The organism is Bacillus sp. LQ16 (assembly GCF_057784645.1).
On record NZ_CM173491.1, the window covers coordinates 3,336,294 to 3,361,557 of the forward strand.

The following is a 25,264-nucleotide window of genomic DNA, read 5'->3' on the forward strand; positions in this document are numbered from 1 at the left end:
GCAACTAGAAGATATCCTTCTAGCCTACTCCCATTTATAAGTCCAAAACTGTTCAAGTTGCAGCCATTTTAATGTTGCTGCATCTTTGTTTTTTATTTTTGCATGCGTGTCTTCAAGCATTGCTTCTGTTTGTGAACGGTGCGCACCTAGTGCCGTTAATTTATGATCAAATACTTCACTAATGTTATTTACAACATCCGGTTCTCCTAATACTGCCTCACGATTTTTCGTAATCGCAACAGCATGGATAACTGGGCGCTCTTCTTTTGGCATACGTGATACAGCGCGAACGACAGCGCGGCCAAATGCATTATGATCTGGATGTACACCGTGCTCTGGATAAAATGTAATAATTCGAGATGGATTTACTTCTTGAATGATTGCTTCAATTTTGTCAGCAACGAAATCAACATCTTCAAATTCTAACGTTTTATCATGGAAGCCAAGCATTCTTAAATCTTTAATGCCCATCGCTTCACAAGCATCTTTCAATTCTTTCTCACGGATATTTGGGATCGTTTCACGGTTAGCGAATACGTTCTTACCCATGTTACGTCCCATTTGTCCTAGAGTACCACATGCATATGTTACAGGTACTCCTTGATCTGTTAATAAGCGAATTGTTCCTCCCGCAGCATATGCTTCATCATCTGGATGCGGAAATACAACAAGTACATGTCTCTCCATAAGTTTCCCTCCTTCTTACTTAAATGGTGTTAAGCTTAACTCAAGTGCAACTGCTAGACGACCTAAATTATCATGTCCAGCTAGTAATAAACGCTCTTGACCATCTACTTCCCAGTGCGTAATACCTTCAGCATATACCCAACCATGATCCATTTTTAGACCAACTCGGTATGGATTTGTTCCAGTTATCTTCCCGCGTTCAAAACGGATAATTGCATTTCGAATGAAAGCACCAACTGTCATCATCTTTTCATTTATGTGTGATGCATACGCTCCGTTTGTCGTTTCTAAATGAATATATACATCTTTATTTACAAAACGTTCAATTTCATTTTGAATAAGAGAACTATCTTTTACTATTTCCATCGGAATTCACCTCTTTAAACCATTTTACGCAAAAATAATGTAAATTGCTATCTCTATATTAGAGGACAACGCTCACTTTTCCTAATAATTTGCACTGTATTTTTTATATTTTTTATATGATATGTAAAAAATACATTTTTTCCTTCACTTTGTTAAATAGTTTTCTTTCTTTTTTGAATTTGCTACAATATATTTTATCCCGTATTATTGCAGCGAGATACATTTCGACAATTGAATACATAATTTAAAGAAGGTGACATGATTGGAACAGTCAGCACATGAAGTAGCAAATTGGCAATATTATTTTGCAATTGCCGTATTTTTAATCACGTACGGATTTATTATTTCTGAGAAATTGAATCGTGCTGTAATCGCACTATTCGGTGCTGCTATTATGATTATTTTTGGAGTTGTAGATTTACATACTGCTTTCACATCACATATTCAATGGGAAACGATTACCCTTTTAATTGGGATGATGATTCTCGTACATATTACGAGTCAATCAGGCGTCTTTGAATTTGTGGCCATTAAAGCGGCAAAAGCAGCTGGCGGAAAACCGATTCGCATTTTATTATTACTATCCCTATTAACTGCTGTCGGATCAGCATTTTTGGACAATGTAACGACTGTTTTATTAATCGTTCCTGTTACATTATCCATTACACGTATTTTAAAAGTAAATCCTGTACCTTATTTGATTTCAGAAGTGCTGTTTTCAAATATAGGCGGAACAGCAACATTAATCGGTGATCCACCTAATATTATGATTGGATCAGCAAACAAGCATTTAGACTTTAACGCCTTTTTACTTAACTTAGCTCCAATCGTAATTATTATTTCTATTGTGACACTTGGCATTATTTACTTCATGTACCGTAACAAACTAAAAACAACACCTGAACAAATCGAAAAACTAATGGCATTAAACGAAAAAGATTACATTAAAGATCAAAGCCTCCTTTTAAAATCTATTTCGATTTTAGGACTAACTATTTTAGGCTTCGTACTTCATTCGATTATTCATGTAGACGCTGCTGTTATCGCGATGACAGGCGCTACACTTCTTATGTTAATCGGCGTGAAAGAACATGATATTGAAGATGTATTTGCCCACGTTGAATGGGTAACCATTTTCTTCTTCGCCGGACTATTTGTTCTCGTTGGCGGGTTAATTGATATCGGACTTATCTCTTCACTTGCAAAAGAAGTAATCGGCGTAACAAACGGTGACATCGGATTCGCAGCTATACTGATTTTATGGGTATCTGGCATCGCATCTGCGACAATCGACAACATCCCATTTGTCGCTACGATGATTCCTCTTATTCAAGACTTAGCTACAGGACTCGGACTATCTGTCGATTCTCCGCAAATCGAAGTACTATGGTGGGCGTTATCTCTTGGAGCTTGCTTAGGAGGAAATGGAACGCTAATCGGAGCATCTGCAAACGTAGTCGTTGCTGGTATTGCAAAACGTGAAGGACATGCTTTCTCTTATATGGACTTCTTAAAAATTGGTTTACCATTAACTATTGTTGCACTCTTGTTATCACATGCTTATATATATTTACGTTATTTAATGTAAAAGTTGTATTGCATGAAATTATATCGTCAAATCCAAAAGGTTTGCAGCATCGTGCTGCAAACCTTTTTTCATCACCAAAATATACCGATAATTGCTAACCCACCTAAAATCATACCACCAATTTGTCCGACAATTATTGGTGATAATTGAACACCTTTTCTCACTTCAACAACTGGTCTTTCGTGCCTTAGTTGTTGCACTTCGCTTTGCAGTTGATGTACACTTCCGTGTAACTCTTTAATTAGTTCCTTTAATTCAGCGACCTCTTCATTTACTGGTTTTGCTTTTTCTAAATTCATTTTACATAACTCCTTATAAATTCAATCAGTTCACTGTAAATTTTCGCCAATTATCATTATATCTCCTGCATACTACATATATAATATTGAATGTATTCGCTAATCTTGCAACCCTATCCATTCATCCCGCAATATCCCCATAATGATACGATCAAAACACTTCCCATCTCTTTGAACCGCTTCTCTCATACACCCTTCCATCTGAAAACCTATCTTTTTATACAACGCAATGGCTGCTTTATTATAAGAAATCACATCCAGACCGACGCGGTGTAAATTCAATTCATAGAAAGCATATTTTAAGATAAGATGGATTGCTTCTCTTCCATATCCCTTTCCTCTATCATTTGCATCTCCTATACCAATGGCTAATAAACCCGTTCTGTTATTCCACTCTATGCCATGAATTGCAACAAAACCAATTAAGCGATCATCTTGAACTGTCCTTAACATGAAAGAAACACTATTCGATCTCCGTCCCTTTAATAGCCCATCACTTGCTATTTCTTGTATCGATTGCGGGAATGCTACATCTGTATCTACATTCCTTAAATACTCACTATCTTCTTGCCACATAGCCATTACTTCAGCATCTGCTTCTCTAATAGCTGATAATTTAATCGTTTTATTTTGAAAAAGATTCATTGTCATTTCAAACTCCCCCTTTTTTAATAACAGGGATAATTATTAGCCTATTTATCCCCTTATTCTATAAACTGCTTTATACACGGGATACTTACAATAAGCGCTGACATTGGCACATCTCCTCTACACGAAATTAACTTCATTGTATAATTTTTCGTTTATTCTAACAATAATAAAAAGCCCTCCAAATTTAGAGGGCCTTTCCTAATAGCGAAACTATATTATTTCGTAAACATTTTCTCCGCTTCATCCATTGCCATTTTGTTACCTAAAGCAGAATAGTCAAGCCATGGTTGGTCATTAATAATGTATACGTGCTTACCTTTAACAGCTTTTAAGTCTTTCCAAATTGGTGTTTCTTGAAGTTGTTTAAATGCAGCTTTCGCTTTATCATCTCTATTAACGACAACGAAAATAGCATCTGCATCAAAGTCAGGTAATACTTCTTGTGAAATGACTTCGAAAGGACGGTTTCCATCAATTTTCTCTACACCATTTGCAGGTTGTAATCCTAAGTCTTGGAATAAAATTGGTCCCATCGGTCTTTTTGTACTAAATACACGTAATTCTTTTGCAGTAACGCGAATTGCCATTACTTTTTCGTTATTACCTAGCTCTTTATCTATTAAACTTTTTACTCGTTTTGATTGCTCTTCGTAATCTTGAATATATTTATCTGCTTCTTTCTCACGGTTTACAAGTTTACCAACTTGTTTTAAATGATCTCTCCACGTACCTTCATCTAAATTGAAAGAATGTGTTTTTGCAATTTTTTCGTATTTCGCTACATCTTTACCAGCATATTTTTCATCAACATAAATGTCCGTTGGCTTTAATTGAAGTAACGCTTCCATATTCGGATCTGTTACAACACCAAGCTTCTTCGTATCTTTCAACTTCTCTTTAGCGTGCGGTAAGAAATCTTTTAAATCTCCACCAATAACAGAACCTACTGGTGTAATTCCTAATGCAAGTAAATTATTTGTTAAATGAATGGACATAGAGGCGATTTTTGGATCATTACTTTTTTCCGTTTTTTTCGTTGCCTCTTCATTAGCTTTAGTTTGACCACATGCTGCTAATACTAAAATACACATCATGCTAAATAAAATAGTAAGTTTCTTTTTCATATGTTCTCCTCTTTGAAGTATTTATTTTGTTTTTGTAAGTAAATAAAGAAAATACGGTGCTCCTAATGCCGCCACTACTACACCAGCTGGAATAGAGTTTGGCTCAAATATAGAACGACCTATCGTATCTGCTAGCACTAAAATAATCATTCCGATAATGCCAGCTAAAGGAAGAAAGTGTTGATATGTAGTACCTACTAACTTCCTTGCGATATGCGGAGCAACTAAACCGATAAAACCAATCCCTCCTGCCATCGATACACTTGCGCAAGATAATCCAACCGCTGTAGCTAAAAGTAATAACCGTTCTTTTTGAACAGAAACACCAAGTCCTGCCGCTACACTATCACCTAGTGACAATGCATTTAACGCTTTAGATTTTAGCCACGCATAAGGGGTTAGTATGAAAATCCAAGGTAATAATGCAAGGACATGAATCCAATCCCTTCCCCACACGTTACCAACTAGCCATCTAGAAGCGAATGTATACGTCTCATCATTTAACTTGAGAGAGAAAAATAACGAAATTGCACTAAAACCAGCTGAAACTGCAATACCAACGAGAATAAGTCTAATGGGAAGTAAACCATTTGACCGATCACTCGCAAGTAAAATAATAAGAAATGCAGCTAATACTCCTCCGCCAAATGTAAATAACGGTATTAAAATAGATGCACTTTCATTAATAGAATGAAAGAATGTAACGAATATAATTAGCCCAAAAGATGCACCTGAATGCAGTCCAAGAATACCAGGGTCTGCAAGTGCATTACGGGATAATCCTTGCAAAATCGCACCGGAAATCCCAAGGCCAATACCAGCTAACATTGTGATTATAATTCTTGGCATACGATAATCATATAGCACGGTTGCGCTCTCAAAATCACCATAACCAAAAAGTGTTTGAATTACTTTAAGTGGCTCTATACTCAGTGTCCCTGTATTTAGACTGATTAAAATTACAGCGATACTTACACATCCGAATATTGTAGTTACAGTAATAGCTCTCTTTTTATCCGTGTTAAAAAGATCTTTCACTTATAACTCCCTCCCAACTTTACGTGCTATATAGAGGAAGAACGGAACTCCAACAAGAGCTACCATAATCCCTATCGCAAGTTCCTTAGGAGGATTTACTGTTCTTGCTCCTAGGTCAGCTACAACTAATAACATAGCTCCTAATAATGCTGACATAGGAATAATGAGTCTATAATTCACACCAACTAATTTTCTAGCAATGTGCGGGATAACTAATCCTACAAATCCAATAGAACCAACAGCTGAAACAGAAACACCTGCCAGAATAACTACTATAATCATCCCTAGTATTCTCGTTCGGTTCGTTTTCACTCCTAAATTTGTAGCAACATCATCCCCCATTGATATGAGTGAAATAGATCGCCCTAACACTATTGCAAAAATAATCGTTATAAGAATAATAGGGACTAAAAATTTCAAGTGTTCCCACTTAACCCCTGCAACACCACCAGCATACCAAAACGCTAAATCCTGGCTTAAATCATAATAAATCGCAACACCTGAACTTAATGAATGTAAAAGCGCTGCCATAACCGCTCCAGCAATCGTTAACCTCATTGGTGTTAACCCGCCTGATGTTGCTGATCCAATAACAAAAATAAGTACTGTACTTAAGACTGCTCCAATAAAGGAAACAATCATTAAATAGGAATACGGCATATGCGGAAAAAAAGCAAAACTAAGTGCTACTACAAACATCGCTCCTGCATTTATGCCAAGTACACCTGCATCAGCTAAAGGATTTCGTGTTACTCCTTGCATAACCGCTCCAGCGACCGCAAAAGCTGCCCCTACAACTGCTGCTCCAATTACTCTCGGGAGCCTTAATTCATAAATAATTTGGTGCTGCGTTAATTTCGGATTGTAATCCAAAACCGCAGTCCACACCGTTTGTAAATGAATATCCTTTGCACCAAATGAAATGGCTAAAAATATAGATCCAATTAAACATAAAATTGTTAAGCTCATGAAACATATGAACTTAATATGTATCCAGCGGTTATTACCAGCATGTACAGTAGACTTATGTAACATGTTTCATTTCATCCTTTATATTCAGTTGTTTTTTGTAATTATTTTTTATTTATAATTATTATTGATAATAATTATCATTTTCATTTAGATATTATATCCCCACTTTTTTTAAATAGCAAACTATTTTTTCACTTTTCTACAATATTAAAATACTCATTACAATTCCCTTCTAAAACTTACAAATACATGCAAAATAGACTACTGGATTATTTTTTAAATTGTAGTATACTTATTGATTATTTTGATTTTCCCAATAAAAACATCGAAGGTGACACAATGTTCTATATAAAACAACTACTACATTTCACTTACGAACAAGCATTATCTTGCTTATTCCCAGTCATTATTTTCTTAACACTAGCCCTTTCAAAAATTGTTTCAATCCCAGGGTTATACCGCTATGATTTCATACTCATCGTATGCCTTCTTATGCAGTGGATTATGTACAAGACGGGTCTTGAAACAAAAGACGAACTAAAAGTAATTACCATCTTCCACCTCATCGGCCTTTTACTAGAAATATATAAAGTACATTTCGGTTCATGGAGTTATCCCGAAGAGGCATATTCGAAGGTTTTTGGAGTTCCGCTTTACAGCGGTTTTATGTATGCGAGTGTCGCGAGTTACATATGTCAAGCGTGGAGAAGGTTGCATTTAAAAATGCATCATTGGCCGAAAGCTATTTTTGCCGTGCCGTTAGGAGCTATGATTTACTTCAATTTTTTCACACACCACTTTACATACGATTTTAGATGGATATTAACTTTACTACTATTCATTGTTTTCTCTCGCACATTTGTACAATTTTCATTACAAGGCGTTACATATAAAATGCCACTCGTTCTCTCCTTTTTCCTTATCGGATTTTTCATTTGGATTGCAGAGAACATCGCAACATTTTTCGGAGCATGGCAATATCCAAATCAACGGGAAGCATGGAGTCTCGTTCACTTAAGCAAAATTAGTTCATGGTTTTTACTCGTTGTTATTAGCATTATGATTGTCACGCAGCTCAAACATTTGAAGGAATCAAAAAGATAATGCTGATTATGTAAAAACAGTTAGCCCATCACTCATTAGAGAGTGATGAGCTAACTGTTTTTAGTAATATTTTTTAAACCGTCCTTCTCAAGGGAGTTATAATTTACAAGAGTATAAGCAATTACACATTATGAACTGCTACTAGCAGAAGATGTTGCTACAGATGAAGCGGCAATCGTTGCCATCATGGCTGCCTGTTGTGCTTGTATGAGGACTTCTATCATTGTTTGTAAACCTGTGTTAGTAGCTTTACTTTCCTCACCTTTCTGACTTACGAACAGTTGAATAGCAATAAGAATAGTTGTATCTGTATGCCAACGGAACAATTTATCCCCCTGCAATTTTTCAATAAATGCTCGAATAGAATGAATCTCTTTTTCTCCGTCCTCGAGTAACGCTAGTAGCCCGATAGCTGGGTAATGCATCTGTTTTACTTTTACCTTTTCTTGCTTTAACAAATTCCATGTATTTGTACATTTTGCAACTAATAGTTCTTCCCTGACATCCTTCTTTAGTGAAAGAATATGACTCAAAAATTGAAGATCATTCCCTTTACGCAAACCAGCTGTCGCTAGTTTCTGATAAAGACGTTCCACTCGGTCCATAAGTGTTTCTACATGCTCTGATTGTCCTGCTAATAAAACTGCGAGCGGATAATCATTTGTACTTGTAAGAAAGAGGTGATCCTTTTTCATGCGTTTATATACTTGCATCGAACGCTGAATGTGCGCGCCATGCTGTTCATTTTCTTCTGTTAAAAGCACAGCTGCTGCGAGATAAGTAAATATACTCCGGCTAAAGCCACCAGTGACCAATTGTTCATATAAATCTAAAAACTTCCGAAAAGCTTCCTTGTAATCTGTAAAGTGAATATCTAATGTTGCGGCCACTACAAAACGATGATAAGACTTTAAGTATGAAAACATCCCTACCTGATTCTTAATATAACTACTAATTTCTAAAAAACGTCCGAGATCAAACAATTTATCACTACCTGCATACATAGCAGCAATCATCATTCCTGTTCGAGAATCACTCGTTTTCCATTTTAGTTCTCCCTTTAACTGTACATATGTATGTTTATATTGCTCCAACTTTTGCTCTAATGTAATCATAGTATTCACCCCTATTTCTAGTTCTTCTCTATTATTATACGTATATTCCATATTTAGGAATACTATAATTAATAATCACACCATAAAAATTATAAAATTCTCTTATCCTTCTTCATCAGCACCACGATGATAATCCCTAATCCTTCAAGAAGTTATACAAAAAAGGTAGATAATAATTTATCTACCTTTTTTGTATATATTATTTAACATTACAACTGTATTGCTTGTTTTATATGCAATTAAGACTAAAGAGCTTTAATAATACGTTCCATCGCTTTCATTTGCCCAATATGATCAGCTTCATGATAAAGCATCATACCGTAAAGCTCCCCTACTGTTTCCAATCCTAGGAATGGCTCTGGCAGTTTATTTTCAAATGCTTCTGCTGGAATTTCGTTAATACGTTTTGCTTGTTCTTTTAATTGAGCCGTTAACACTTCTAACGATGGTCCTTCTGTTTTCCATTTAGATGGTCGTGATCCATACCCAAACATACCTGGATATTCAGTTGGTAATTGTTTGAATTCTTTTCCAAACATGAAAACTTCTGCTGCTGTTAACACGTGACCGATATGCCAACGAATTGTATTGTTAAAACCCTCTGGCTGCGTATCCGCAGTTTTATCATCTAACGTTTCCATAAATTTAAGTAACGCCCCGCGCGTTATTTCAAATTGTTTTAAACCCACTAGTCTGTTCATTTTATCGTTCCCCTTCTTGATGTACAATTTATTATGAACTAATAATGTTCAACTTATTAAAGTTTCACCTTGTTTAATCTATCAGAAACAAATAAGAAATACATCTAATATGCTTATTAAAAATAATAAAAAGGTTCACTCCTCGTAAATATAGAATTACTTACTATGTAAATAAAAGAGGAGTGTACTTGCATGTTACATATTTTAAAACAGCAATATAATCTTATTAGCTCTACAAGAGAAACTCTATTCACATTTTTAGAAGAAATCCCATTAGAAAAATTACATAGCACTGTTCCGAATTTCGGGAGCGGTAGCATTATAAAGACACATATTCATGTAGCCGATTGCTATCGATACTGGCTTGGGTCATTCGCATTCAAGCAAAAAAGAGCAGATTTTTCATTTGCTAGCGATTACGAAATTGAGCATGCAGATGTCGCGAAAGTCCGTGCTAGATTTAAATTAGTAGATGAGACTGTACAAAGTTTTTTAAATGAATACAATGATCGTTGGCTTGAAAACATAGCAAATGAAGTGAAATGGCAAAGAGAACCTTGGAGCACAACTCCGCTATGGCTTTTAACTCATACAGAGACTCATGAGTTTCATCATAAAGGACAAATTGTATCAATGGCTCGTCACCTTGGATACAATCCTCCTGATACAGACCTTAGTTAATTCAATGGTCCATGATTACCGAAAAAATTAGAATGAATACAAAACGAGCATGTTTTGAAATCCAATCAAAACATGCTCTTAAAATATTCTATCTTACAATCTCCATATCCTCATCAATACCAAATAGTCTCCGCATAATTATAAGCATCACTATTTGGTATTGCATGTTTCCCCTGTGCTTGCGCCTTTCTTGGATCTAAGTCATATACCATTGGCGTATAGCATGATGTTTGCCCTTTATTTACAACACCATTTCCTCCAGCACTTCCACAAGTGTATGCCTTTCCATCTGTTTTTCTAACAATCCTTGCATCAGCTTCGTTATTATAAACTGCCAGGCGAGTTACAGTAACTTTTGCCCACGCTGTCTTACACGTCGTGCTAAATTTTAATTCCACATAAGAATTTGAATCAATCCACTTCTTTTCTTTCGTTACTGCAGATTGATCACAGCTGTTATAATAAGGACTTTTCCCATCATATGAATGGTCTTCTGCGTATGCTTTATCGCTATTAGTCGTGCTAAACATACTAGTTACAACGAGTAAAGATAGCAATAAACATGCACTCGTCTTTTTTAAAAGTTTCATATCATTTCACTCCTTTATTAATAACGTGCTGTTTTCCCGTAACCGTTATTAAACGTAACTGCTTCAGCATCTGCTGTGTATCCGAAATCAGCAGTTAAATCAAATACCATTCCTGTATAAGTGCTCGTTTGACCTGTTTTTATTGTGCCGTTCCCCTGATTAGAAGTAACTGATTTTTGGAATACACCATTTTTATATTTATTCACAACAGCGTACGCGTACACTCCTCCTGAAACAGCTGGTGCTGGTTGATCTAAAACAAACTTAGCCCATGCTGCATGACATTTATTACTGTAACGTAAATACACTGTCCCTACTTTTTTACTACCTTCATATACAGCTGTAGATTTTGCATTAAATCCATCTGCATCACACGTCGTACTTCCCCCGTATACTTTCGTTGTTGCTGGATTTTTCCCGTCATAATAACTACTTAAATCAGTAGCTGCAAATGTACTTCCTTGAAAACTAAATAATACACCTATACTTGCCGCACTTAACACGCATACTTTCATTAACTTTTTAAACATTTTAAATTCCTCCTCACAATAAGTACGTATACTAAAGACAAGCTATACTGCTATGTAAGTCCTCCTTTCACGCTTCCTAGAGGCATCTTACAGAAACGAATAAACGTTGTAAATTCCCTTATAATTATTGGAATATACGAAGAAATTTACGTATCCGTCTAAGAAAAAAAGTTGAGAAATACACATTTTATAGCATCCTTTATTTAAAACATAAAAGAACCGATACTTGTTATATTCAAGCATCGGTTCTTTATACAAAATTGCCATTTTTTCTTTTATATAAAATAAATATTTCTCCACTTAATCCGTTACAAAAAACTCCCTCGTTACATCAATAAATTGTCGCAGTGGCACTGTCATCCATTTGTCTTTATGCCAAGCGATTTGCGTATAAATCGGAGAGATTGTATTTTCTAAATGTAACTCTTTTATCGTCCCCTCTCGTATATCTTTTTCTACTACTATTGCTGGTAAAACGGCTATGCCTAAATCTGCAATAACACATTGTTTAATTGCTTCAACACTAACAAACTCAATTTTATTTGCTGGATATACATCTTCCCAGCGAAATAGCTCTTCAAATAAAGTCCGATACGAGCAGCCTAATTCTGTTAGTAAAAGTGTTTCACTCTCTAAATCTTTTATAGAAACTGAAGGTTGTTCAAGTAAACGATGCGTAGGAGTAGCTACTACTTTTAATTCTTCTTTCATAAGTGGTTCCACATGTAAAACATCTTCTGTTTTACATTCGTCCAAAATAAATGCAAGATCTACTTTCCCCTCCATCAATTGTTCCTTCGCATCTTTATTGGAATGTGCTGGTTTAAATATAAGTTTTATTTTTGGAAATTGTATTTTAAACCGCTTTAATATAGAAGGCAGTCTGTATGTACATTGACTTTCTTGTGCACCAATTATTAACGTACCTGCTATTTCTTCATCATCTTTCACAGCCATTTTCGCTTCGTTACTGAGTGCAATCATCTTGTCGGCATATAGTTGAAACTTCCTACCTGCTTCAGTTAAGAAAAGACGTTTTCCTAATCTTTCAAATAACGGTGTACCAAGCTCAGCTTCTAACGTTTTAATTTGCGCTGTCACGCTCGATTGAGCAAAGTTTAATTTCTTCGCAGTTTGTGTAAAGTTCAAAGTATGTGCCGCTACTTTAAATGTAATTAACTGTTTTATTTCCATTTATCATCCCTCTTTTCAATCGATATTTCCGATTGATTCCATCGAAATAATCCTCTTTGTCTATTGATATTTGTATTGTATGATAAAGAACATCTATAAACAATATAAATGGAGGTATTCCATATGAAAGCACTTTGTTTCGAAACATTCGGAGACGCTAATGTTCTACACTATAAAGAAATACACGATCCAATCATAAGTCCAAATGAAATTCTTGTCCGCACGAAAGCAATCGGATTAAACTTCGCTGATATTTATAGACGCCGCGGCGATTATCATCTTGCTGGCAATCCGCCTTATGTATTAGGTTATGAAGGAGCTGGAATTGTTGAAAAAGTAGGAGCTGACGTTACTACTATCAACCTAGGAGACCGTATTGCATTTGCGGACGTCCCATTTGCAAATGCAGAACTAGTTGCCGTTCCATCTGAAAAAGTAATCCCACTACCAGATTCTATTTCTTTTGAAACAGCCGCTTCTGTCTTATTACAAGGATTAACTGCACATTATTTAACGCACGATAGCTATCAACTAAAACAAGGTGATATAGCTTTAGTACACGCTGCAGCTGGTGGCGTCGGTCAACTTCTTATTCAAATGATTAAACTACAGGGCGGAACAGTAATTGGTCTTACATCATCAAAAGAAAAAGCAAAGATAGCTACATTAGCTGGTGCCCATCACGTATTTTTATATAACGAAGAATGGCATACGAAAGTACTTGAAATGACTAATGGAACTGGAGTAAATCTCGTATATGAATCAGTAGGTTCTACATTAGAGGAAAGTTTTAACGCTACTAAAATTGGCGGTACTGTCGTATTTTACGGAATGGCTGGTGGTAATCCTGCTCCAGTTGATCCACGTATGCTTATGGATACTTCAAAAACTTTAACTGGCGGAGACCTTTGGAACGTTCTTACCACTTATGAAGAACGTAAAAAACGATCTACTCAATTATTCGATTGGATCGCAACTGGAAAATTAAACATTTCAAATCCTACTACATTCTCTTTACAAGACGGTGCTCTTGCTCATGAATTATTAGAGAGCCGTAAAAGCACAGGGAAGATTTTATTAATCCCATAATTCACAAAATGAAAAGGAAGCTAGATTTCTCTACCTTCCTTTTCTTATTTCTATTTGAGATTTAATTATATTTCCACACTTTCTTTCCCTTTTGCAACATAACTCATATCTCCAACCGACTCGACTGTATATGTTCCATCTTGATATACAATCTTCGTCACACTAGCATTTTCCACCCCAAGTTTTGTTTTGCTACTGTCTAACATTTCTATTAAGGTAGTAATCAAAAGCCCATGAACGACAACTAAAACGTTACCGCCACCATTTCCAGCAGCTTCTTCACTAATTTTATCTATCTCAGCTTTTATACGAGTAGAAAATAATTCCCAATCTTCCGCCTGTTTTGTAGGATCTGCTACTCTAATAAGATTAATCACTTCTTGAATAGAAAACTTCATAAGTTCTTCTGGTGATGCAACGCCTGCAGCTTTTCCAACCACATCCCACATATTCTCAAGTTTTTCACCTTCAAAAATACCGAAATTTAATTCTCGCAAATCTTTTCTTTGCTCAAGTTTTAATTTTGATTGCTCACTATATTTTAATACTAAATTAGCAGTTTCAATCGCTCGGCCGCTATCACTACTATACGCATTCATAAAATGAATATCTTTTAATCCTGTTCCTAAATTTGTGGCAACTTCAACACCTTTTTCTACTAATGGAGAATCAGCCCAACCTTGCGCGCGATGATTCGTATTTAATATTGTTTTACCGTGTCTTGTAACATATAACGTAACTGCATTCTCATTGCTATCTGTTTCTCGCTTATTCATTTCATTCTCTCCCTTTACGTTTCTATATCAATTTTACCACCTCAATTATTCATTGAGCAAAATATACGTCAGTAGATCCGCTTAATAAAAAAAGCTATCTTTCTGTATATCCATACAAAAAGATAGCATCTTTTATGATTACATTTCTTAACCGTTACTCCTACTCAGCAAAAGCACTCGAATATTGTACAATTCCTTCTACACCTCGAAGAGAATTTTCTGTTAATTCCATTATCATAAATACCTCTTCAGGCACTTCAAACGGTGCTTTTATATTCCACTCACTTGCTTTCTTAAAACCAAATTTCGGGTAGTACTCTGGATGTCCCAATACTACAACTGATCCGTATCCAAGTTCTTTCGCTTTTTCTAATGCAGCTACAATCAGGTTTCCACCAATTCCTTTTTTCTGATGACCCCTAGCAACTGAAACTGGTGCAAGTGCTAACGATTCTACAGAAGTTCCATCTTGTTCTATTGTAATTTTCGATAACATAATGTGACCAACTATATCTTCATCTACCGCAACAATTGATAACTCTGGAACAAACGCGTCACATTCTCTAATACGTTTTACAAGTTCATGTTCTGTTTTATCACTAAATTCTTCCTTTAAAAATGCTTCTTTTACGACTTCTTCTGTTTTTCTATAATCATTTTTTTGTTCTTGTCTAATCGTTACCATTTTAACTTATCCTCTATTCTTTCTTATTTCTTTTTGAATTTTACGCAGTGCTTTTTTCGATCCGCGCTCAATATCGTGTTGCATTTTTCTTTCTTTATAATCAACAAATAGTGTATTTAAATCGTATCCTTCTGGATATAACTCCTTCGCTGCTACTTCTAAAGTAATACGTTTTACATTTACTTCAACGAATTCACCGTTATAATATACAACAACGTTATAAAAATTATCTTTTTCCTTATAGATGATACCAAAATCATCATGATCCAATAAATTAACACGATCGCCTATTTTGTACTCATAATGAGATTCTCTTTTTTCTTGTACAAATTTCGGTTTTCTAATTTTACTTTCATTCACTTTTTCTAAAGCGTACTCTTTATTTCCCATATACTCTTTCGCTCTTTTCAGTACATGTTCTTTTACGCTCATTTTATTCGCAATCCAAAGTGCATTACTTTCTCCTGATTTTCCGATAACTAATTTATAAAGCGGCTCTAGCGTTTCACTATTAAACTGCATCGCTGCATTCATAAAGTCATCATGCATTTCTGAGAATCGTTTAATTTCTCCGTAATGCGTACTCGCAACGGTAATACATCCCGCAAAGTACAACTCTTCTAAAATAGAAATTGCAAGTGCTGCACCTTCATTCGGTTCTGTACCGCTCCCTATTTCATCAAATAATAGCAACGTATTATTATTTGACATCCTCATAATCTCAGAAAGATTTTTCATATGAGAAGAAAATGTACTTAGTGCATTTTCAATACTTTGATTATCACCAATATCTACGAATACATTTTCGAAAATAGCAATTTCTGTACCTTTATCTCCTGCAATATGAAGGCCTGACATTGTAGCTAATGTTAACAATCCAATCGTTTTTAACACAATTGTCTTTCCGCCCGCATTCGGCCCTGTAATAATTAAACTACGATACTCTTGACCAATTTTAAAATGTAACGGTACAACTTGCCCTGTTAAAAGCGGATGCTTACAATTCACTAAATGAATGTAGCCATGATCGTTTAACTTCGGTTCTATTCCATCAATCGATTTACTAAACTTCGCTTTCGCGAATACCATATCATACTGACTAATTAGCTCCATGTTAATCTTTATACTATAAATGTTTTCTAACACCATTCCTGATAAAGTCGCTAAAATCTGATACTCTTCAACCGCTTCTTCTGCTTTCAAGCCTGCTAATTCTGCATTCAATTTCGTAACCGTATGTGGTTCTATAAATACAGTAGAACCTTTTGCCGAGGCTTCAATAATACTTCCAGCAACTTGATTTTTATAGGAAGACTTAATTGGAATCGTATAACGGTCATCCTTTTTACTAATAAAGAATTCCTGAATGAATTTCTTATTTGCACTACTATTTAAAAACTTCGTTAAACGTTCTTTTATTTTCCCATCTACAGAATCGATATTATTTCGAATTCGTTTTAACTCTTTACTTGCAGCTACATCAATACTATTTCCTTTAATTGAAAAGTTAATTTCCTCTTCAATACTTTTATATTCAGTCATTGAATTTGCATAAGAAGCTAATACTGGTGCAAAAAATTCTTTATCTAACATAAACTTTTTAATCTTTCTACACCCACGTAAAAAGTCTGAAACACTTACTAATTCTTCTGGATCTAAAATCATCCCTTTTTCTAATTTTTGAATTGTACTAGCAATATTAGAAATGCCGAAGAAAGGAACATGCCCTTCTGCATCTAATATAGCTCGTGCTTCTGTCGTTTCATTCAAGCGATTTCTCACTACTTTTATACTCGTACTCGGCTCTAATTTGTTTACTAATTCCTTACCTAATCCACTTACACAATAAGATTTCACTATATCCTTTAATTCGTTATATTGTAACTTTTCAAAAGTCATCGTATTCATTTTGTTTCTCCTCACTATGATTGATTTTTATCATAAATGAAGATACCTACTCATTAGATTCCAATGAGCTCTACATTATTTAATTACCATTTTTATACATTAAAAATATATACAAAAAAGCTGCGGGGATACCGCAGCTTTTACATTTACAAGGCATGTGTAATAACGTATGAGGAAATAAGCCATAAAAATAGATGGCAGTCCCTTATTACACGCTTTATAAAGTGTTGTAGGTATCTTCATAGGTATCGAAATAAATCCATGACAAATTTAGGGGTATGATACACATAAAAATCCCCTGATTTTATCCGATTTATTTCATTAAATTTTTCCTATTTAGTACCTACCGCACTCACAAAAAAGCACCTCTCATTAATTTATATTATAGTCATTGAAATCTAATTTACTGAATTCATCATACTATATGTTAAGTGAGAAGTAAAGGTGTCATACCTTTATAACTATGCAGCATGTAAAAAAGAAGGGGGAAACCTACCGCTGAACATATATGGAAACTGATCCTCCACTTACTTGGAACTGTCCCCAACCATCCTTATTAATTGTTACAGTATTTGTTTGATTACCCGTAATATCGTACCATACTTCCCCTGCATTATTCTTTCCAACATCCATCCACTTTGACCCTCCTGGTCCATCAGAGATTAATGTTGCTAAACCAGAATTAGCATGTACACTATCACCTTCTCTTGTCCAGCCAATCACATCTGGATGATCAAAATAATCACGCTGCGTACCGTATGCAAAGTTTTTTCGTGCCGTCAAAATCGGATCAATTTTGTCCTTTAACGCTGGAATTTCATAGTTACTATTTCCTTTTGTACCATAGTAATCACCATAGAAAACAGAAGGATATCCCTCTGCACGCGTTAAAATAAATGCATATGCCAACGGTTTGAACCAAGGGCTCACTACAGATTCTAATGACTGACCAGGCTGTGAATCATGATTTTCAACTAGAGTAACCGCAAGTGTAGGATGATTCGCAACTACCGTTCCTTTTAAAATATTTCTCATATCATAATTCCCATTTCCTGTTGAAGCATAATGAAAATTATAATGCAGTGGTGCATCGAACACAGATTGATTATAATTGACTTTCGCTAAATAATTATTTAAAGTCTGGATATCATTTTGCCAATATTCAGCTACTGTAAACATTTCTTTCCCCGTTTGCTGTCTAACATGATTTACCCAATCGCGCAAATATTCATGGTCAATATGTTTAACAGCATCTAAACGAAAGCCATCTAAATTTAATTCATTTGCATACCACGTTCCCCATTTTTTCATTTCATTCGCAACATCTGGATGATCAAAATCAAGATCCGCGTACATCAAATAATCATAATTCCCATTCTCGCTAGACACTTCCCAGTCCCACGCTTTACCTATGCCCCTAAATTTATAAATTCGGTTTAATTTCTTTCCTTCATCCCAATCTGTTCCGTCAAAATGATACCATTTCCATTTGAAATTAGAATAAGAATCTCCACGCCCTGGAAAGTTAAAGCCTGTCCACGCACTAATTTCATAATCACCTGATACTTCAACATTTCGATTGCTCGGGTCTACTTCAACTGCTGTGACAGTTTCCGTATAATCAGCCCCACCTTTATGATTCATAACTACATCACCGTATACATCGATGTTTTTCTTATGTAAAGCGTCAATTGCAGATTTCAATTGTGCTTTCGTCCCATATTTCGTCCGCACTGTTCCCTTTTGATTGAATTCCCCCAAATCATATAAATCATACGCTCCATATCCTACGTCATTTTGCGTAGTTCCTTTATATGCAGGTGGTATCCAAACAGATGTAATTCCTTTTTGCGCTAAATTTTCAGCATCAGTACGCAAACGATTCCAATGATTCCCATCATTCGGAGCGTACCACTCAAAATACTGCATTAACGTTCCATTGTTAACTGTATCTGCATATGCCTTACTCTTCCCATATATACCAGGTAAAAACAAAACAACTGACAATCCGACTATTGTTATTCTTTTAAACATCTGTAGACCATCCCCTTCCAAGAAAACGTTTGCATGGTTTATCAGAATTATTATAATATTCGTTCCACCGTTAGTAAAGTAGCAATCTCTCACTCTCCCACATTATTTTTAATCTCACTTCAAATATTAAACGTAGTTTTAATTTCACATCCTATTCAAGATTGTTTACAATTTACCTATAAAAACATAACGGAGGGATTTCTATGACAGACTTTCAAAAACAATTTTTCGCACGATTACATATAGAAGAAAAAGACACAGTTTCATTTGAAGATTTATCTAACATTATGTACGCAATGGCACAAACTGTTCCTTTTGAAAACTTAAATATTCTCGAAAAGAATTTTAAAGAAATATCAAAAGAAAATTTGAAAGAGAAAATTTTAGTAAATAACCGTGGCGGTCTTTGTTATGAACTCAATCCTACTATGTATTACTTCCTGAAAGATTTTGGATTCGATGTTCATCTCGTTTCAGGAACAGTTTATAACGCTGCAAACTCCATATGGGCTGTTGATTCTGGCCATATCGCAACCGTTTTAACACATCATAATGAACTTTATTTAATCGAAGTAGGATTCGGATCATACTTACCTCTTGCCCCTGTCCCTTTCTCAGGTGAAGTCATTCACTCTGTTACAGGAGATTATCGTATTCGTAAAGAAATGACCGAAAAGGGAAACTACATTTTAGAGATGCGGAAAAACAATGAGTTCTTGGATCAATCTTCTGCTGATGATTGGACATTAGGCTATGCATTTTATATAGAAGAAGTGGATGAAGAAAAAGCAAATACAGCACAAAAAATTATCGTTGAACATGAAGGGTCACCCTTTAATAAACTACCTCTTATTGTAAAACTAACTGAAGATGGGCATGCCTCTTTAACGAAAGATAGCCTTACAGTAGCGAAAAATGGTAAAAAAACGAAAGAAACCGTTACAGACATGCAATTTACAAACCTTTTACATTCAAAATTTGGAATTACACTATAAGTATGTAAGCCTTGTTATTTTAGCAAGGCTTTTCAATTTTCAGCAGGGATTTTTTGCAATTTGTTGTATTTCATAGTTATATAGAAATATAACTACATGTTTAGAAAGGAAATGATTATGACAGAACTTAAAGATCGATTACAAGTAGCTGATATAGAAAAATGGGATTTAACAGACATTTACCATACAATTGAAGATTGGGAAAGTGATTTTCATAAAATTGAAGTATTAACGAAGGAATTACACGAGTTTAATGGCAATATTGACGATGGCAATAGTTTATTAGCTTATTTAACGAAGAGTGAAGAAATTTCTAGCATAATATCTTTAATGTTCGCTTATGCACGATTACAATCTGACCTTGATACACGCGATACTGACGCGCAATCTCTTGTGGATAAAGTATCACAATTACACGTAAAAGTAAGTGCAGCTAAATCTTTCTTTTCCCCCTTCTTACTTAGCATAGACGAAAGCACATTACATTCTTACATAGAAGAAACAGAAGGCCTACAATATTATAAAGAAGACTTATTTGAATTATATCGTTATAAAAAACACGTATTGAATAAGGACCAAGAAGCAATTTTATCACAGATGGGTGAAGCTCTTTCTTCTCCACAGCACACATTTGGTATGTTAAACAATGCAGATATATTATTTGGTGAAGTGACGACTGACGATGGAGAAAAAGTGAACTTAACACGCGGAATGTATGCAAAGTTAATAGAAGATACGAATCGTGAAAAGCGTAAAGAAGCTTATAAAGCATATTACAAACCATATGTTCAGTTAAAGAATTCCATCGCATCTACTTTATCCGCTGCTATTAAAAATAATGTTACCGTTTCGAAGCTAAGAAACTATCCATCAGCGCTAGAGAAATCATTATTTGGCGATATGGTTCCGAAAGAAGTATATGAAAACCTTATTGATACAACGAAAAAAAACATTCAAACATTACATACATACAATGAAATTCGAAAAGAAAAATTAAACGTAGATGAACTAAGACAATACGACTTAGGCGTCGATTTAGTAGAAGGTGCAAAACAAGACATCCCATATAGTGAAGCATTTGACATTATGATTGCATCACTAGCTCCTTTAGGAGAAGAATATATTGAGACATTAAAAAGTTTTAAAGATAAACGATATATAGACGTAAGAGAAACACCAGGAAAACGTTCTGGTGCTTATAACTTTGGTGTATATGGTGTTCATCCTTTCATTCTTTTAAATCATCACGATGATTTAAATAGCCTGTTCACTCTTACTCATGAATGCGGGCACGGTATGCATACGCACTATTCACATGGATACCAACCAAGAATTTCTGCACATTATTCTATCTTTGTGGCAGAAGTCGCTTCTACAGTAAATGAAGTGTTATTAATTCACTATTTATTAAAAGAAGCAAAAGAAACGAACATGCGTAACCATTTAGTTAACCATTTTATTGAAAAATTCAAAGGTACTTTCTTTACACAAATTATGTTTGCAGAATTTGAAAAAATCACACATGAAATGGCGGAACAAGGTAAACCATTAAATGCACAAGTCTTCAGTGAAATTTATGAAAAACTATTTAAAGAATATAACGGTGATTCACTTGTATTTGATGAAGAAGTAAAATACGGATGGGCTAGAATCCCTCATTTCTACCGCCCGTTTTACGTATACAAATATGCAACTGGATTCGCATCTGCCATTCAAATCGCTGATAAACTATTAAGCGGTGATCCGAATGCTCAGAAAAATTATATTGAATTCCTGAAAGGTGGAAGTTCTGATTATCCACTAAACCTATTGAAAAAAGCTGGTGTTGATTTAACTACGCCAGAACCGATTGAAAGTGCATTGAAACAATTCACTCAACTTGTTGAGGAGTTTTCAGCATTATAAAAAGCATGCAGAGTATATGCTCTGCATGCTTTTTCATTTGAATTACTCTATTCTATATGCTGCTGCGTCACACAGTGAATCATACCACCATACGCATACAATTCATTCACATAAATACCGACAATTCTTCTTCCTGGAAACTGACCTTCAATAATTTGCAGCCCTAACTTGTCATGTTCATCACCATATACAGGAACTAATACAACTTCATTACCAATATAAAAATTCAAATATGAACCCTTACAGTCTGCTTCTTTTACCACTTTTCTTGTTACTGGTACTGGAATGAGCTGAAATGGCTTTCCATCTATATTTTTCGCTTGTCGTAATTCTTGATAATGCTTTTCGTACGCCTCCAAAAGGTATGGCTCTCCTTCACCGAAAGGATCATATTCATACAGTATCGTATTTTCATTTACAAACCGTGCCGCGCCATCAATATGATAATCCGTATCTTCATCATAATTATCTTCTCCGCGTATACCAGTTATCCATATAAAATTCGTTACTCCTAAATATTTCGTTAATTCCATTTCAATTTCTTTCTGACTTAGTGTGGGATTTCGATTTTCATTTATAATAGACGTTTTCGCCGCCATTAAGGTCCCGTTTCCGTTTATCTCAATTCCCCCGCCCTCTAGACAGACACTAGATTCAACTTTTGGAATGCGATACATTTCACTTATTTTATTCGGAATATTAGCGTCTTTTTCGTACGGATATTTATTTCCCCAACCATTAAATATCCAGTGCGTTAGGCAGCGATTCCCTTCCTTATCCGTTACAAAGATTGGTCCGTTATCTCTTATCCAAATATCATCAGTTTCTTGAATTAAGAAATCAATTTTATCCATATTTACATTAGCTTCCATTAACTTCGATTGGACATGTATTTTCTCTTCTTCATCACATACAACAATATGGACATTTTCTCCATAGTGAAGCTCCTTTGCCATCGATATCCAAATATCATCTAACTTAGCTCTATAACCTTCACCTCTATGTGCTTTATCATGTGGCCATTGGAGCCATGTACCTTCATGTTTCTCCCATTCCGCAGGCATATAAAACAAACTATTTTCTATATTTCTCATACGTGTTCACCCCTTATATGAATGTACGTACTGTCTATACTTTGACATCGTGTTAAGGTCAACAGGAATATCTTCATTTACTTGTAGCAACTTTATAAGGTGACTCTTTATTTCGCCTTTTTATTATGATAAATTGCTTTCGTACGTAGAATAAGGATTGACATAATGTTAATGTCAATCCTTATTCTCATTCTATTTTCGTAACTAAAAAACAAATTTGTGTCACATACTCTTCTGCTAAACAATCACATTCAGGTCCCTTTATATAAACCTCATATGGCGAATTAACTATTACATACCCATTTTTTTCAACCCATTCTTCTAACGCTATATAAGCGTAACCTATATAGTCGTAACTTCCATAATGCATAGTAGTAACGATTTGATGTGGACTTAGTTTTTTCATTTCATATTCTTGTACTACATCTTCATCATTCCCCTGCATAACCGGGATTCTTAATTCAATATCACTGTTACTTGGAATATATTCTTCATCATAAAAGACTGCAGATGGCGAACCGACTATTTGAAAGTTATTTTTTTGTACCTCTTCATATAAGTCATAAAAATAATCATCTATATCATCTATATCTATTTTTACTCTTTGAGTAATTATCGTTACTTCGTTCCTCATTCCCATTAATATATCGTAACTTCTATGGCGAGCAATATTTAGACTACTATTCACCATTACCATTTCATTCATTTCTGAAATAACCTGTAAATTTTGCTTCACTTCATGAGACAACTCGATAATTTGTGATTGTATATGTTGAACAAACGAATCTTGATCCGATGACTGCAAAACAATTTTAATTTTTGGAAGAGGAAATTTATACTCCCTTAACTTTTTTATTTTCAATGCTACTTCCAGCTGCTCTTGTTCATAATACCTATACCCATTAACCGGATTCACATATGCCGGTTTTAATATCTCCTCTTTGTCATAATGTCTTAACATCCGCGTACTCATTTTACAAATCCGAGAAAACTCAGCGATGGTATACATATCAATACTCCTTGAATATATTTTCTTTTCATTACTTATTTATTAAAACCAATCAAAAATCTTCTTCATTGAAAAATCTTCATTCTGATTTTTCAATCTTCTCATTTTCGAAGGTAACAAATGGCTTGGACAATACCACGTTAAACAATTCATTGCACCTCCCATTGTTGATATTTCTCCTACATGAATTTGAATAACTTGCTTCTCCGTATACTGTTGAATATATCGTAAAACTTCCTCATCTTTGGCTAGTCCAAACTTAGGAACATAAAGAGCATCACATGATTCTAACATATTTATATACAACCCTTTTGCTGATGCTATCTCTTGATCATATTGTCCTTTCTCTGTATATGATGAAGGAACAACTATAAATTCAGCTTCTGGCATTTGTTCTTGAATAATCTCTTGAACACTATATCTAAATTCATGATCTCCTAAAAAATCACTAATAAACATTGTATGTTCATCAATAAATTTAACCATTCCGTCTGCGTGTGCTAGTACATCCCCTTCTTCAGCAGGAATAATAATAACTCGACTCACATCTAAATCCCATTCTAACTGCTCAATAATTTCCTCTTCTGTCCAATCATCGTTATCATCAAATATACGTTCTGTTAATATTACGGTATCTTTTTTATTCCAAATAAGATTACCACCATCTAATATTAATGGGGATTTCACATATTCAAAGTCATTCTTTTTCAACCATTTATTAAACTGTTGATCTAAATATCGCCCTTGATCATCTGGCAAATAATTTGGTCGATATTTAAATTTAACTAGATGATTTGTGACAACCGGTGCAACATCTCTTAGCCAAATATCATCATACTCAAAACAGCTCGTATGAAAGTCTTGTTCTTCAACAGATAAAGATATAAGTTGATCCGCAATTGATTTCTTTTCATTTAAACATTCATTAAAGTAAATCAAGTCTTCATAAAATGGTTGATAATATTCATTCGATTCGTCTGGTATTGCAGTAAAAATAATCCCATTATGTTTTTGTTCCATATTATTTACCTCGCTTTTTAATAGTAGTTACATAACTGATTTCACAAAGCCAACTATTCCTCAATTCATTTCTCTTTTCATTACAACTCATGAACCGCGTATATTTCAT

25 protein-coding genes are annotated in these 25,264 nt (G+C 34.8%); 6 read left to right on the forward strand and 19 right to left on the reverse strand.

Annotation, left to right across the window (positions count from 1 at the left end; genetic code table 11):
• Window positions 1–24 precede the first annotated feature (24 nt).
• The gene (gene bshB2 / locus AC3EMB_RS16780; protein WP_000439487.1) at window positions 25–687 is read right to left on the reverse strand and encodes a bacillithiol biosynthesis deacetylase BshB2; all 663 of its coding nucleotides are present in this window, start codon (window positions 685–687) and stop codon (window positions 25–27) included.
• 15 nt (window positions 688–702) lie between these two features.
• On the reverse strand, window positions 703–1,053 hold the full coding sequence (locus AC3EMB_RS16785) for a YojF family protein (protein ID WP_000407046.1): 351 nt from the start codon (window positions 1,051–1,053) through the stop codon (window positions 703–705).
• Window positions 1,054–1,315: 262 nt separating this feature from the next.
• Between AC3EMB_RS16785 and AC3EMB_RS16790 the strand changes: the two genes are divergently transcribed.
• Window positions 1,316–2,641 (forward strand): ArsB/NhaD family transporter, encoded by a 1,326-nt coding sequence (locus tag AC3EMB_RS16790; RefSeq protein WP_000437988.1) that lies wholly within the window; start codon window positions 1,316–1,318, stop codon window positions 2,639–2,641.
• Between the two features lie 71 nt (window positions 2,642–2,712).
• On the opposite strand, the gene AC3EMB_RS16795 is transcribed toward AC3EMB_RS16790, so the two are convergent.
• The 5 genes from AC3EMB_RS16795 to AC3EMB_RS16815 all read right to left on the reverse strand — a co-directional run bounded on the left by AC3EMB_RS16795 (window position 2,713) and on the right by AC3EMB_RS16815 (window position 6,788).
• On the reverse strand, window positions 2,713–2,940 hold the full coding sequence (locus AC3EMB_RS16795; protein WP_488517163.1) for a coiled-coil domain-containing protein: 228 nt from the start codon (window positions 2,938–2,940) through the stop codon (window positions 2,713–2,715).
• Between the two features lie 99 nt (window positions 2,941–3,039).
• Entirely contained in the window at window positions 3,040–3,591 is a 552-nt protein-coding gene (locus tag AC3EMB_RS16800; RefSeq protein WP_065229144.1) for a GNAT family N-acetyltransferase, read from the reverse strand.
• Between the two features lie 215 nt (window positions 3,592–3,806).
• Window positions 3,807–4,715, reverse strand: coding sequence for an iron-hydroxamate ABC transporter substrate-binding protein (locus AC3EMB_RS16805; protein WP_078994395.1), 909 nt, complete (start codon window positions 4,713–4,715; stop codon window positions 3,807–3,809).
• Between the two features lie 21 nt (window positions 4,716–4,736).
• Window positions 4,737–5,753, reverse strand: coding sequence for a FecCD family ABC transporter permease (locus AC3EMB_RS16810; protein ID WP_000653828.1), 1,017 nt, complete (start codon window positions 5,751–5,753; stop codon window positions 4,737–4,739).
• Window positions 5,754–6,788, reverse strand: coding sequence for a FecCD family ABC transporter permease (locus AC3EMB_RS16815; RefSeq protein ID WP_000902727.1), 1,035 nt, complete (start codon window positions 6,786–6,788; stop codon window positions 5,754–5,756).
• A gap of 276 nt (window positions 6,789–7,064) precedes the next feature.
• On the opposite strand from AC3EMB_RS16815, the gene AC3EMB_RS16820 reads away from it, so the two are divergent.
• Entirely contained in the window at window positions 7,065–7,829 is a 765-nt protein-coding gene (locus tag AC3EMB_RS16820; RefSeq protein WP_000499377.1) for a DUF817 domain-containing protein, read from the forward strand.
• Between the two features lie 128 nt (window positions 7,830–7,957).
• Here the strand turns inward: AC3EMB_RS16820 and AC3EMB_RS16825 are convergent, their stop codons facing one another.
• Window positions 7,958–8,995: a DUF4003 domain-containing protein gene (locus AC3EMB_RS16825; RefSeq protein WP_454483841.1), complete on the reverse strand. Its 1,038-nt coding sequence runs from the start codon at window positions 8,993–8,995 to the stop codon at window positions 7,958–7,960.
• Between the two features lie 194 nt (window positions 8,996–9,189).
• A complete protein-coding gene (locus AC3EMB_RS16830) occupies window positions 9,190–9,645 on the reverse strand; it encodes a DinB family protein (RefSeq protein ID WP_001081119.1) in 456 nt (151 codons plus the stop codon).
• 192 nt (window positions 9,646–9,837) lie between these two features.
• Here AC3EMB_RS16830 and AC3EMB_RS16835 point away from each other — a divergent pair, with 192 nt between their 5' ends.
• Entirely contained in the window at window positions 9,838–10,326 is a 489-nt protein-coding gene (locus tag AC3EMB_RS16835) for a DinB family protein (protein ID WP_000902416.1), read from the forward strand.
• A 113-nt stretch (window positions 10,327–10,439) separates the two neighbouring features.
• Here AC3EMB_RS16835 and AC3EMB_RS16840 read toward each other — a convergent pair whose 3' ends face one another.
• The 3 genes from AC3EMB_RS16840 to AC3EMB_RS16850 form a co-directional block, all read right to left on the reverse strand.
• Window positions 10,440–10,916 (reverse strand): DUF2690 domain-containing protein, encoded by a 477-nt coding sequence (locus tag AC3EMB_RS16840; protein WP_000771162.1) that lies wholly within the window; start codon window positions 10,914–10,916, stop codon window positions 10,440–10,442.
• 17 nt (window positions 10,917–10,933) lie between these two features.
• Window positions 10,934–11,446, reverse strand: a complete 513-nt coding sequence (locus AC3EMB_RS16845) for a YjfA family protein (RefSeq protein WP_000473732.1) — start codon at window positions 11,444–11,446, stop codon at window positions 10,934–10,936.
• Between the two features lie 300 nt (window positions 11,447–11,746).
• Window positions 11,747–12,640: a LysR family transcriptional regulator gene (locus AC3EMB_RS16850; protein WP_423097080.1), complete on the reverse strand. Its 894-nt coding sequence runs from the start codon at window positions 12,638–12,640 to the stop codon at window positions 11,747–11,749.
• A 123-nt stretch (window positions 12,641–12,763) separates the two neighbouring features.
• Between AC3EMB_RS16850 and AC3EMB_RS16855 the strand changes: the two genes are divergently transcribed.
• Entirely contained in the window at window positions 12,764–13,729 is a 966-nt protein-coding gene (locus AC3EMB_RS16855) for a quinone oxidoreductase family protein (protein WP_488517164.1), read from the forward strand.
• Window positions 13,730–13,794: 65 nt separating this feature from the next.
• Here the strand turns inward: AC3EMB_RS16855 and AC3EMB_RS16860 are convergent, their stop codons facing one another.
• The 4 genes from AC3EMB_RS16860 to amyS form a co-directional block, all read right to left on the reverse strand.
• On the reverse strand, window positions 13,795–14,505 hold the full coding sequence (locus AC3EMB_RS16860; RefSeq protein WP_001042044.1) for a histidine phosphatase family protein: 711 nt from the start codon (window positions 14,503–14,505) through the stop codon (window positions 13,795–13,797).
• Window positions 14,506–14,665: 160 nt separating this feature from the next.
• Entirely contained in the window at window positions 14,666–15,190 is a 525-nt protein-coding gene (locus tag AC3EMB_RS16865; RefSeq protein WP_048538081.1) for a GNAT family N-acetyltransferase, read from the reverse strand.
• 6 nt (window positions 15,191–15,196) lie between these two features.
• Window positions 15,197–17,098 (reverse strand): endonuclease MutS2, encoded by a 1,902-nt coding sequence (locus AC3EMB_RS16870; RefSeq protein WP_001095203.1) that lies wholly within the window; start codon window positions 17,096–17,098, stop codon window positions 15,197–15,199.
• A gap of 492 nt (window positions 17,099–17,590) precedes the next feature.
• Window positions 17,591–19,132: an alpha-amylase gene (amyS, locus tag AC3EMB_RS16875; protein WP_488517165.1), complete on the reverse strand. Its 1,542-nt coding sequence runs from the start codon at window positions 19,130–19,132 to the stop codon at window positions 17,591–17,593.
• Between the two features lie 203 nt (window positions 19,133–19,335).
• Between amyS and AC3EMB_RS16880 the strand changes: the two genes are divergently transcribed.
• The gene (locus AC3EMB_RS16880) at window positions 19,336–20,127 is read left to right on the forward strand and encodes an arylamine N-acetyltransferase family protein (RefSeq protein WP_048538083.1); all 792 of its coding nucleotides are present in this window, start codon (window positions 19,336–19,338) and stop codon (window positions 20,125–20,127) included.
• Between the two features lie 117 nt (window positions 20,128–20,244).
• The gene (pepF, locus tag AC3EMB_RS16885) at window positions 20,245–22,032 is read left to right on the forward strand and encodes an oligoendopeptidase F (protein ID WP_488517166.1); all 1,788 of its coding nucleotides are present in this window, start codon (window positions 20,245–20,247) and stop codon (window positions 22,030–22,032) included.
• Between the two features lie 47 nt (window positions 22,033–22,079).
• Here pepF and AC3EMB_RS16890 read toward each other — a convergent pair whose 3' ends face one another.
• The 3 genes from AC3EMB_RS16890 to AC3EMB_RS16900 form a co-directional block, all read right to left on the reverse strand.
• Entirely contained in the window at window positions 22,080–23,126 is a 1,047-nt protein-coding gene (locus AC3EMB_RS16890) for an agmatine deiminase family protein (RefSeq protein ID WP_001244187.1), read from the reverse strand.
• A gap of 187 nt (window positions 23,127–23,313) precedes the next feature.
• Entirely contained in the window at window positions 23,314–24,135 is an 822-nt protein-coding gene (locus AC3EMB_RS16895; RefSeq protein WP_000287980.1) for a MerR family transcriptional regulator, read from the reverse strand.
• Window positions 24,136–24,177: 42 nt separating this feature from the next.
• Window positions 24,178–25,155: an agmatine deiminase family protein gene (locus tag AC3EMB_RS16900; RefSeq protein ID WP_000435519.1), complete on the reverse strand. Its 978-nt coding sequence runs from the start codon at window positions 25,153–25,155 to the stop codon at window positions 24,178–24,180.
• Window positions 25,156–25,264: the final 109 nt, after the last annotated feature.

Coding starts and splice junctions, on each gene's coding strand:
- bshB2 (WP_000439487.1), bottom strand. CDS start 687: ATGGAGAGACATGTACTTGTTGTATTTCCGCATCCAGATGATGAAGCA.
- AC3EMB_RS16785 (WP_000407046.1), bottom strand. CDS start 1,053: ATGGAAATAGTAAAAGATAGTTCTCTTATTCAAAATGAAATTGAACGT.
- AC3EMB_RS16795 (WP_488517163.1), bottom strand. CDS start 2,940: ATGAATTTAGAAAAAGCAAAACCAGTAAATGAAGAGGTCGCTGAATTA.
- AC3EMB_RS16800 (WP_065229144.1), bottom strand. CDS start 3,591: ATGACAATGAATCTTTTTCAAAATAAAACGATTAAATTATCAGCTATT.
- AC3EMB_RS16805 (WP_078994395.1), bottom strand. CDS start 4,715: ATGAAAAAGAAACTTACTATTTTATTTAGCATGATGTGTATTTTAGTA.
- AC3EMB_RS16815 (WP_000902727.1), bottom strand. CDS start 6,788: ATGTTACATAAGTCTACTGTACATGCTGGTAATAACCGCTGGATACAT.
- AC3EMB_RS16820 (WP_000499377.1), top strand. CDS start 7,065: ATGTTCTATATAAAACAACTACTACATTTCACTTACGAACAAGCATTA.
- AC3EMB_RS16825 (WP_454483841.1), bottom strand. CDS start 8,995: ATGGAATATACGTATAATAATAGAGAAGAACTAGAAATAGGGGTGAAT.
- AC3EMB_RS16830 (WP_001081119.1), bottom strand. CDS start 9,645: ATGAACAGACTAGTGGGTTTAAAACAATTTGAAATAACGCGCGGGGCG.
- AC3EMB_RS16835 (WP_000902416.1), top strand. CDS start 9,838: ATGTTACATATTTTAAAACAGCAATATAATCTTATTAGCTCTACAAGA.
- AC3EMB_RS16840 (WP_000771162.1), bottom strand. CDS start 10,916: ATGAAACTTTTAAAAAAGACGAGTGCATGTTTATTGCTATCTTTACTC.
- AC3EMB_RS16845 (WP_000473732.1), bottom strand. CDS start 11,446: ATGTTTAAAAAGTTAATGAAAGTATGCGTGTTAAGTGCGGCAAGTATA.
- AC3EMB_RS16850 (WP_423097080.1), bottom strand. CDS start 12,640: ATGGAAATAAAACAGTTAATTACATTTAAAGTAGCGGCACATACTTTG.
- AC3EMB_RS16855 (WP_488517164.1), top strand. CDS start 12,764: ATGAAAGCACTTTGTTTCGAAACATTCGGAGACGCTAATGTTCTACAC.
- AC3EMB_RS16860 (WP_001042044.1), bottom strand. CDS start 14,505: ATGAATAAGCGAGAAACAGATAGCAATGAGAATGCAGTTACGTTATAT.
- AC3EMB_RS16865 (WP_048538081.1), bottom strand. CDS start 15,190: ATGGTAACGATTAGACAAGAACAAAAAAATGATTATAGAAAAACAGAA.
- AC3EMB_RS16870 (WP_001095203.1), bottom strand. CDS start 17,098: ATGAATACGATGACTTTTGAAAAGTTACAATATAACGAATTAAAGGAT.
- amyS (WP_488517165.1), bottom strand. CDS start 19,132: ATGTTTAAAAGAATAACAATAGTCGGATTGTCAGTTGTTTTGTTTTTA.
- AC3EMB_RS16880 (WP_048538083.1), top strand. CDS start 19,336: ATGACAGACTTTCAAAAACAATTTTTCGCACGATTACATATAGAAGAA.
- pepF (WP_488517166.1), top strand. CDS start 20,245: ATGACAGAACTTAAAGATCGATTACAAGTAGCTGATATAGAAAAATGG.
- AC3EMB_RS16890 (WP_001244187.1), bottom strand. CDS start 23,126: ATGAGAAATATAGAAAATAGTTTGTTTTATATGCCTGCGGAATGGGAG.
- AC3EMB_RS16895 (WP_000287980.1), bottom strand. CDS start 24,135: ATGTATACCATCGCTGAGTTTTCTCGGATTTGTAAAATGAGTACGCGG.
- AC3EMB_RS16900 (WP_000435519.1), bottom strand. CDS start 25,155: ATGGAACAAAAACATAATGGGATTATTTTTACTGCAATACCAGACGAA.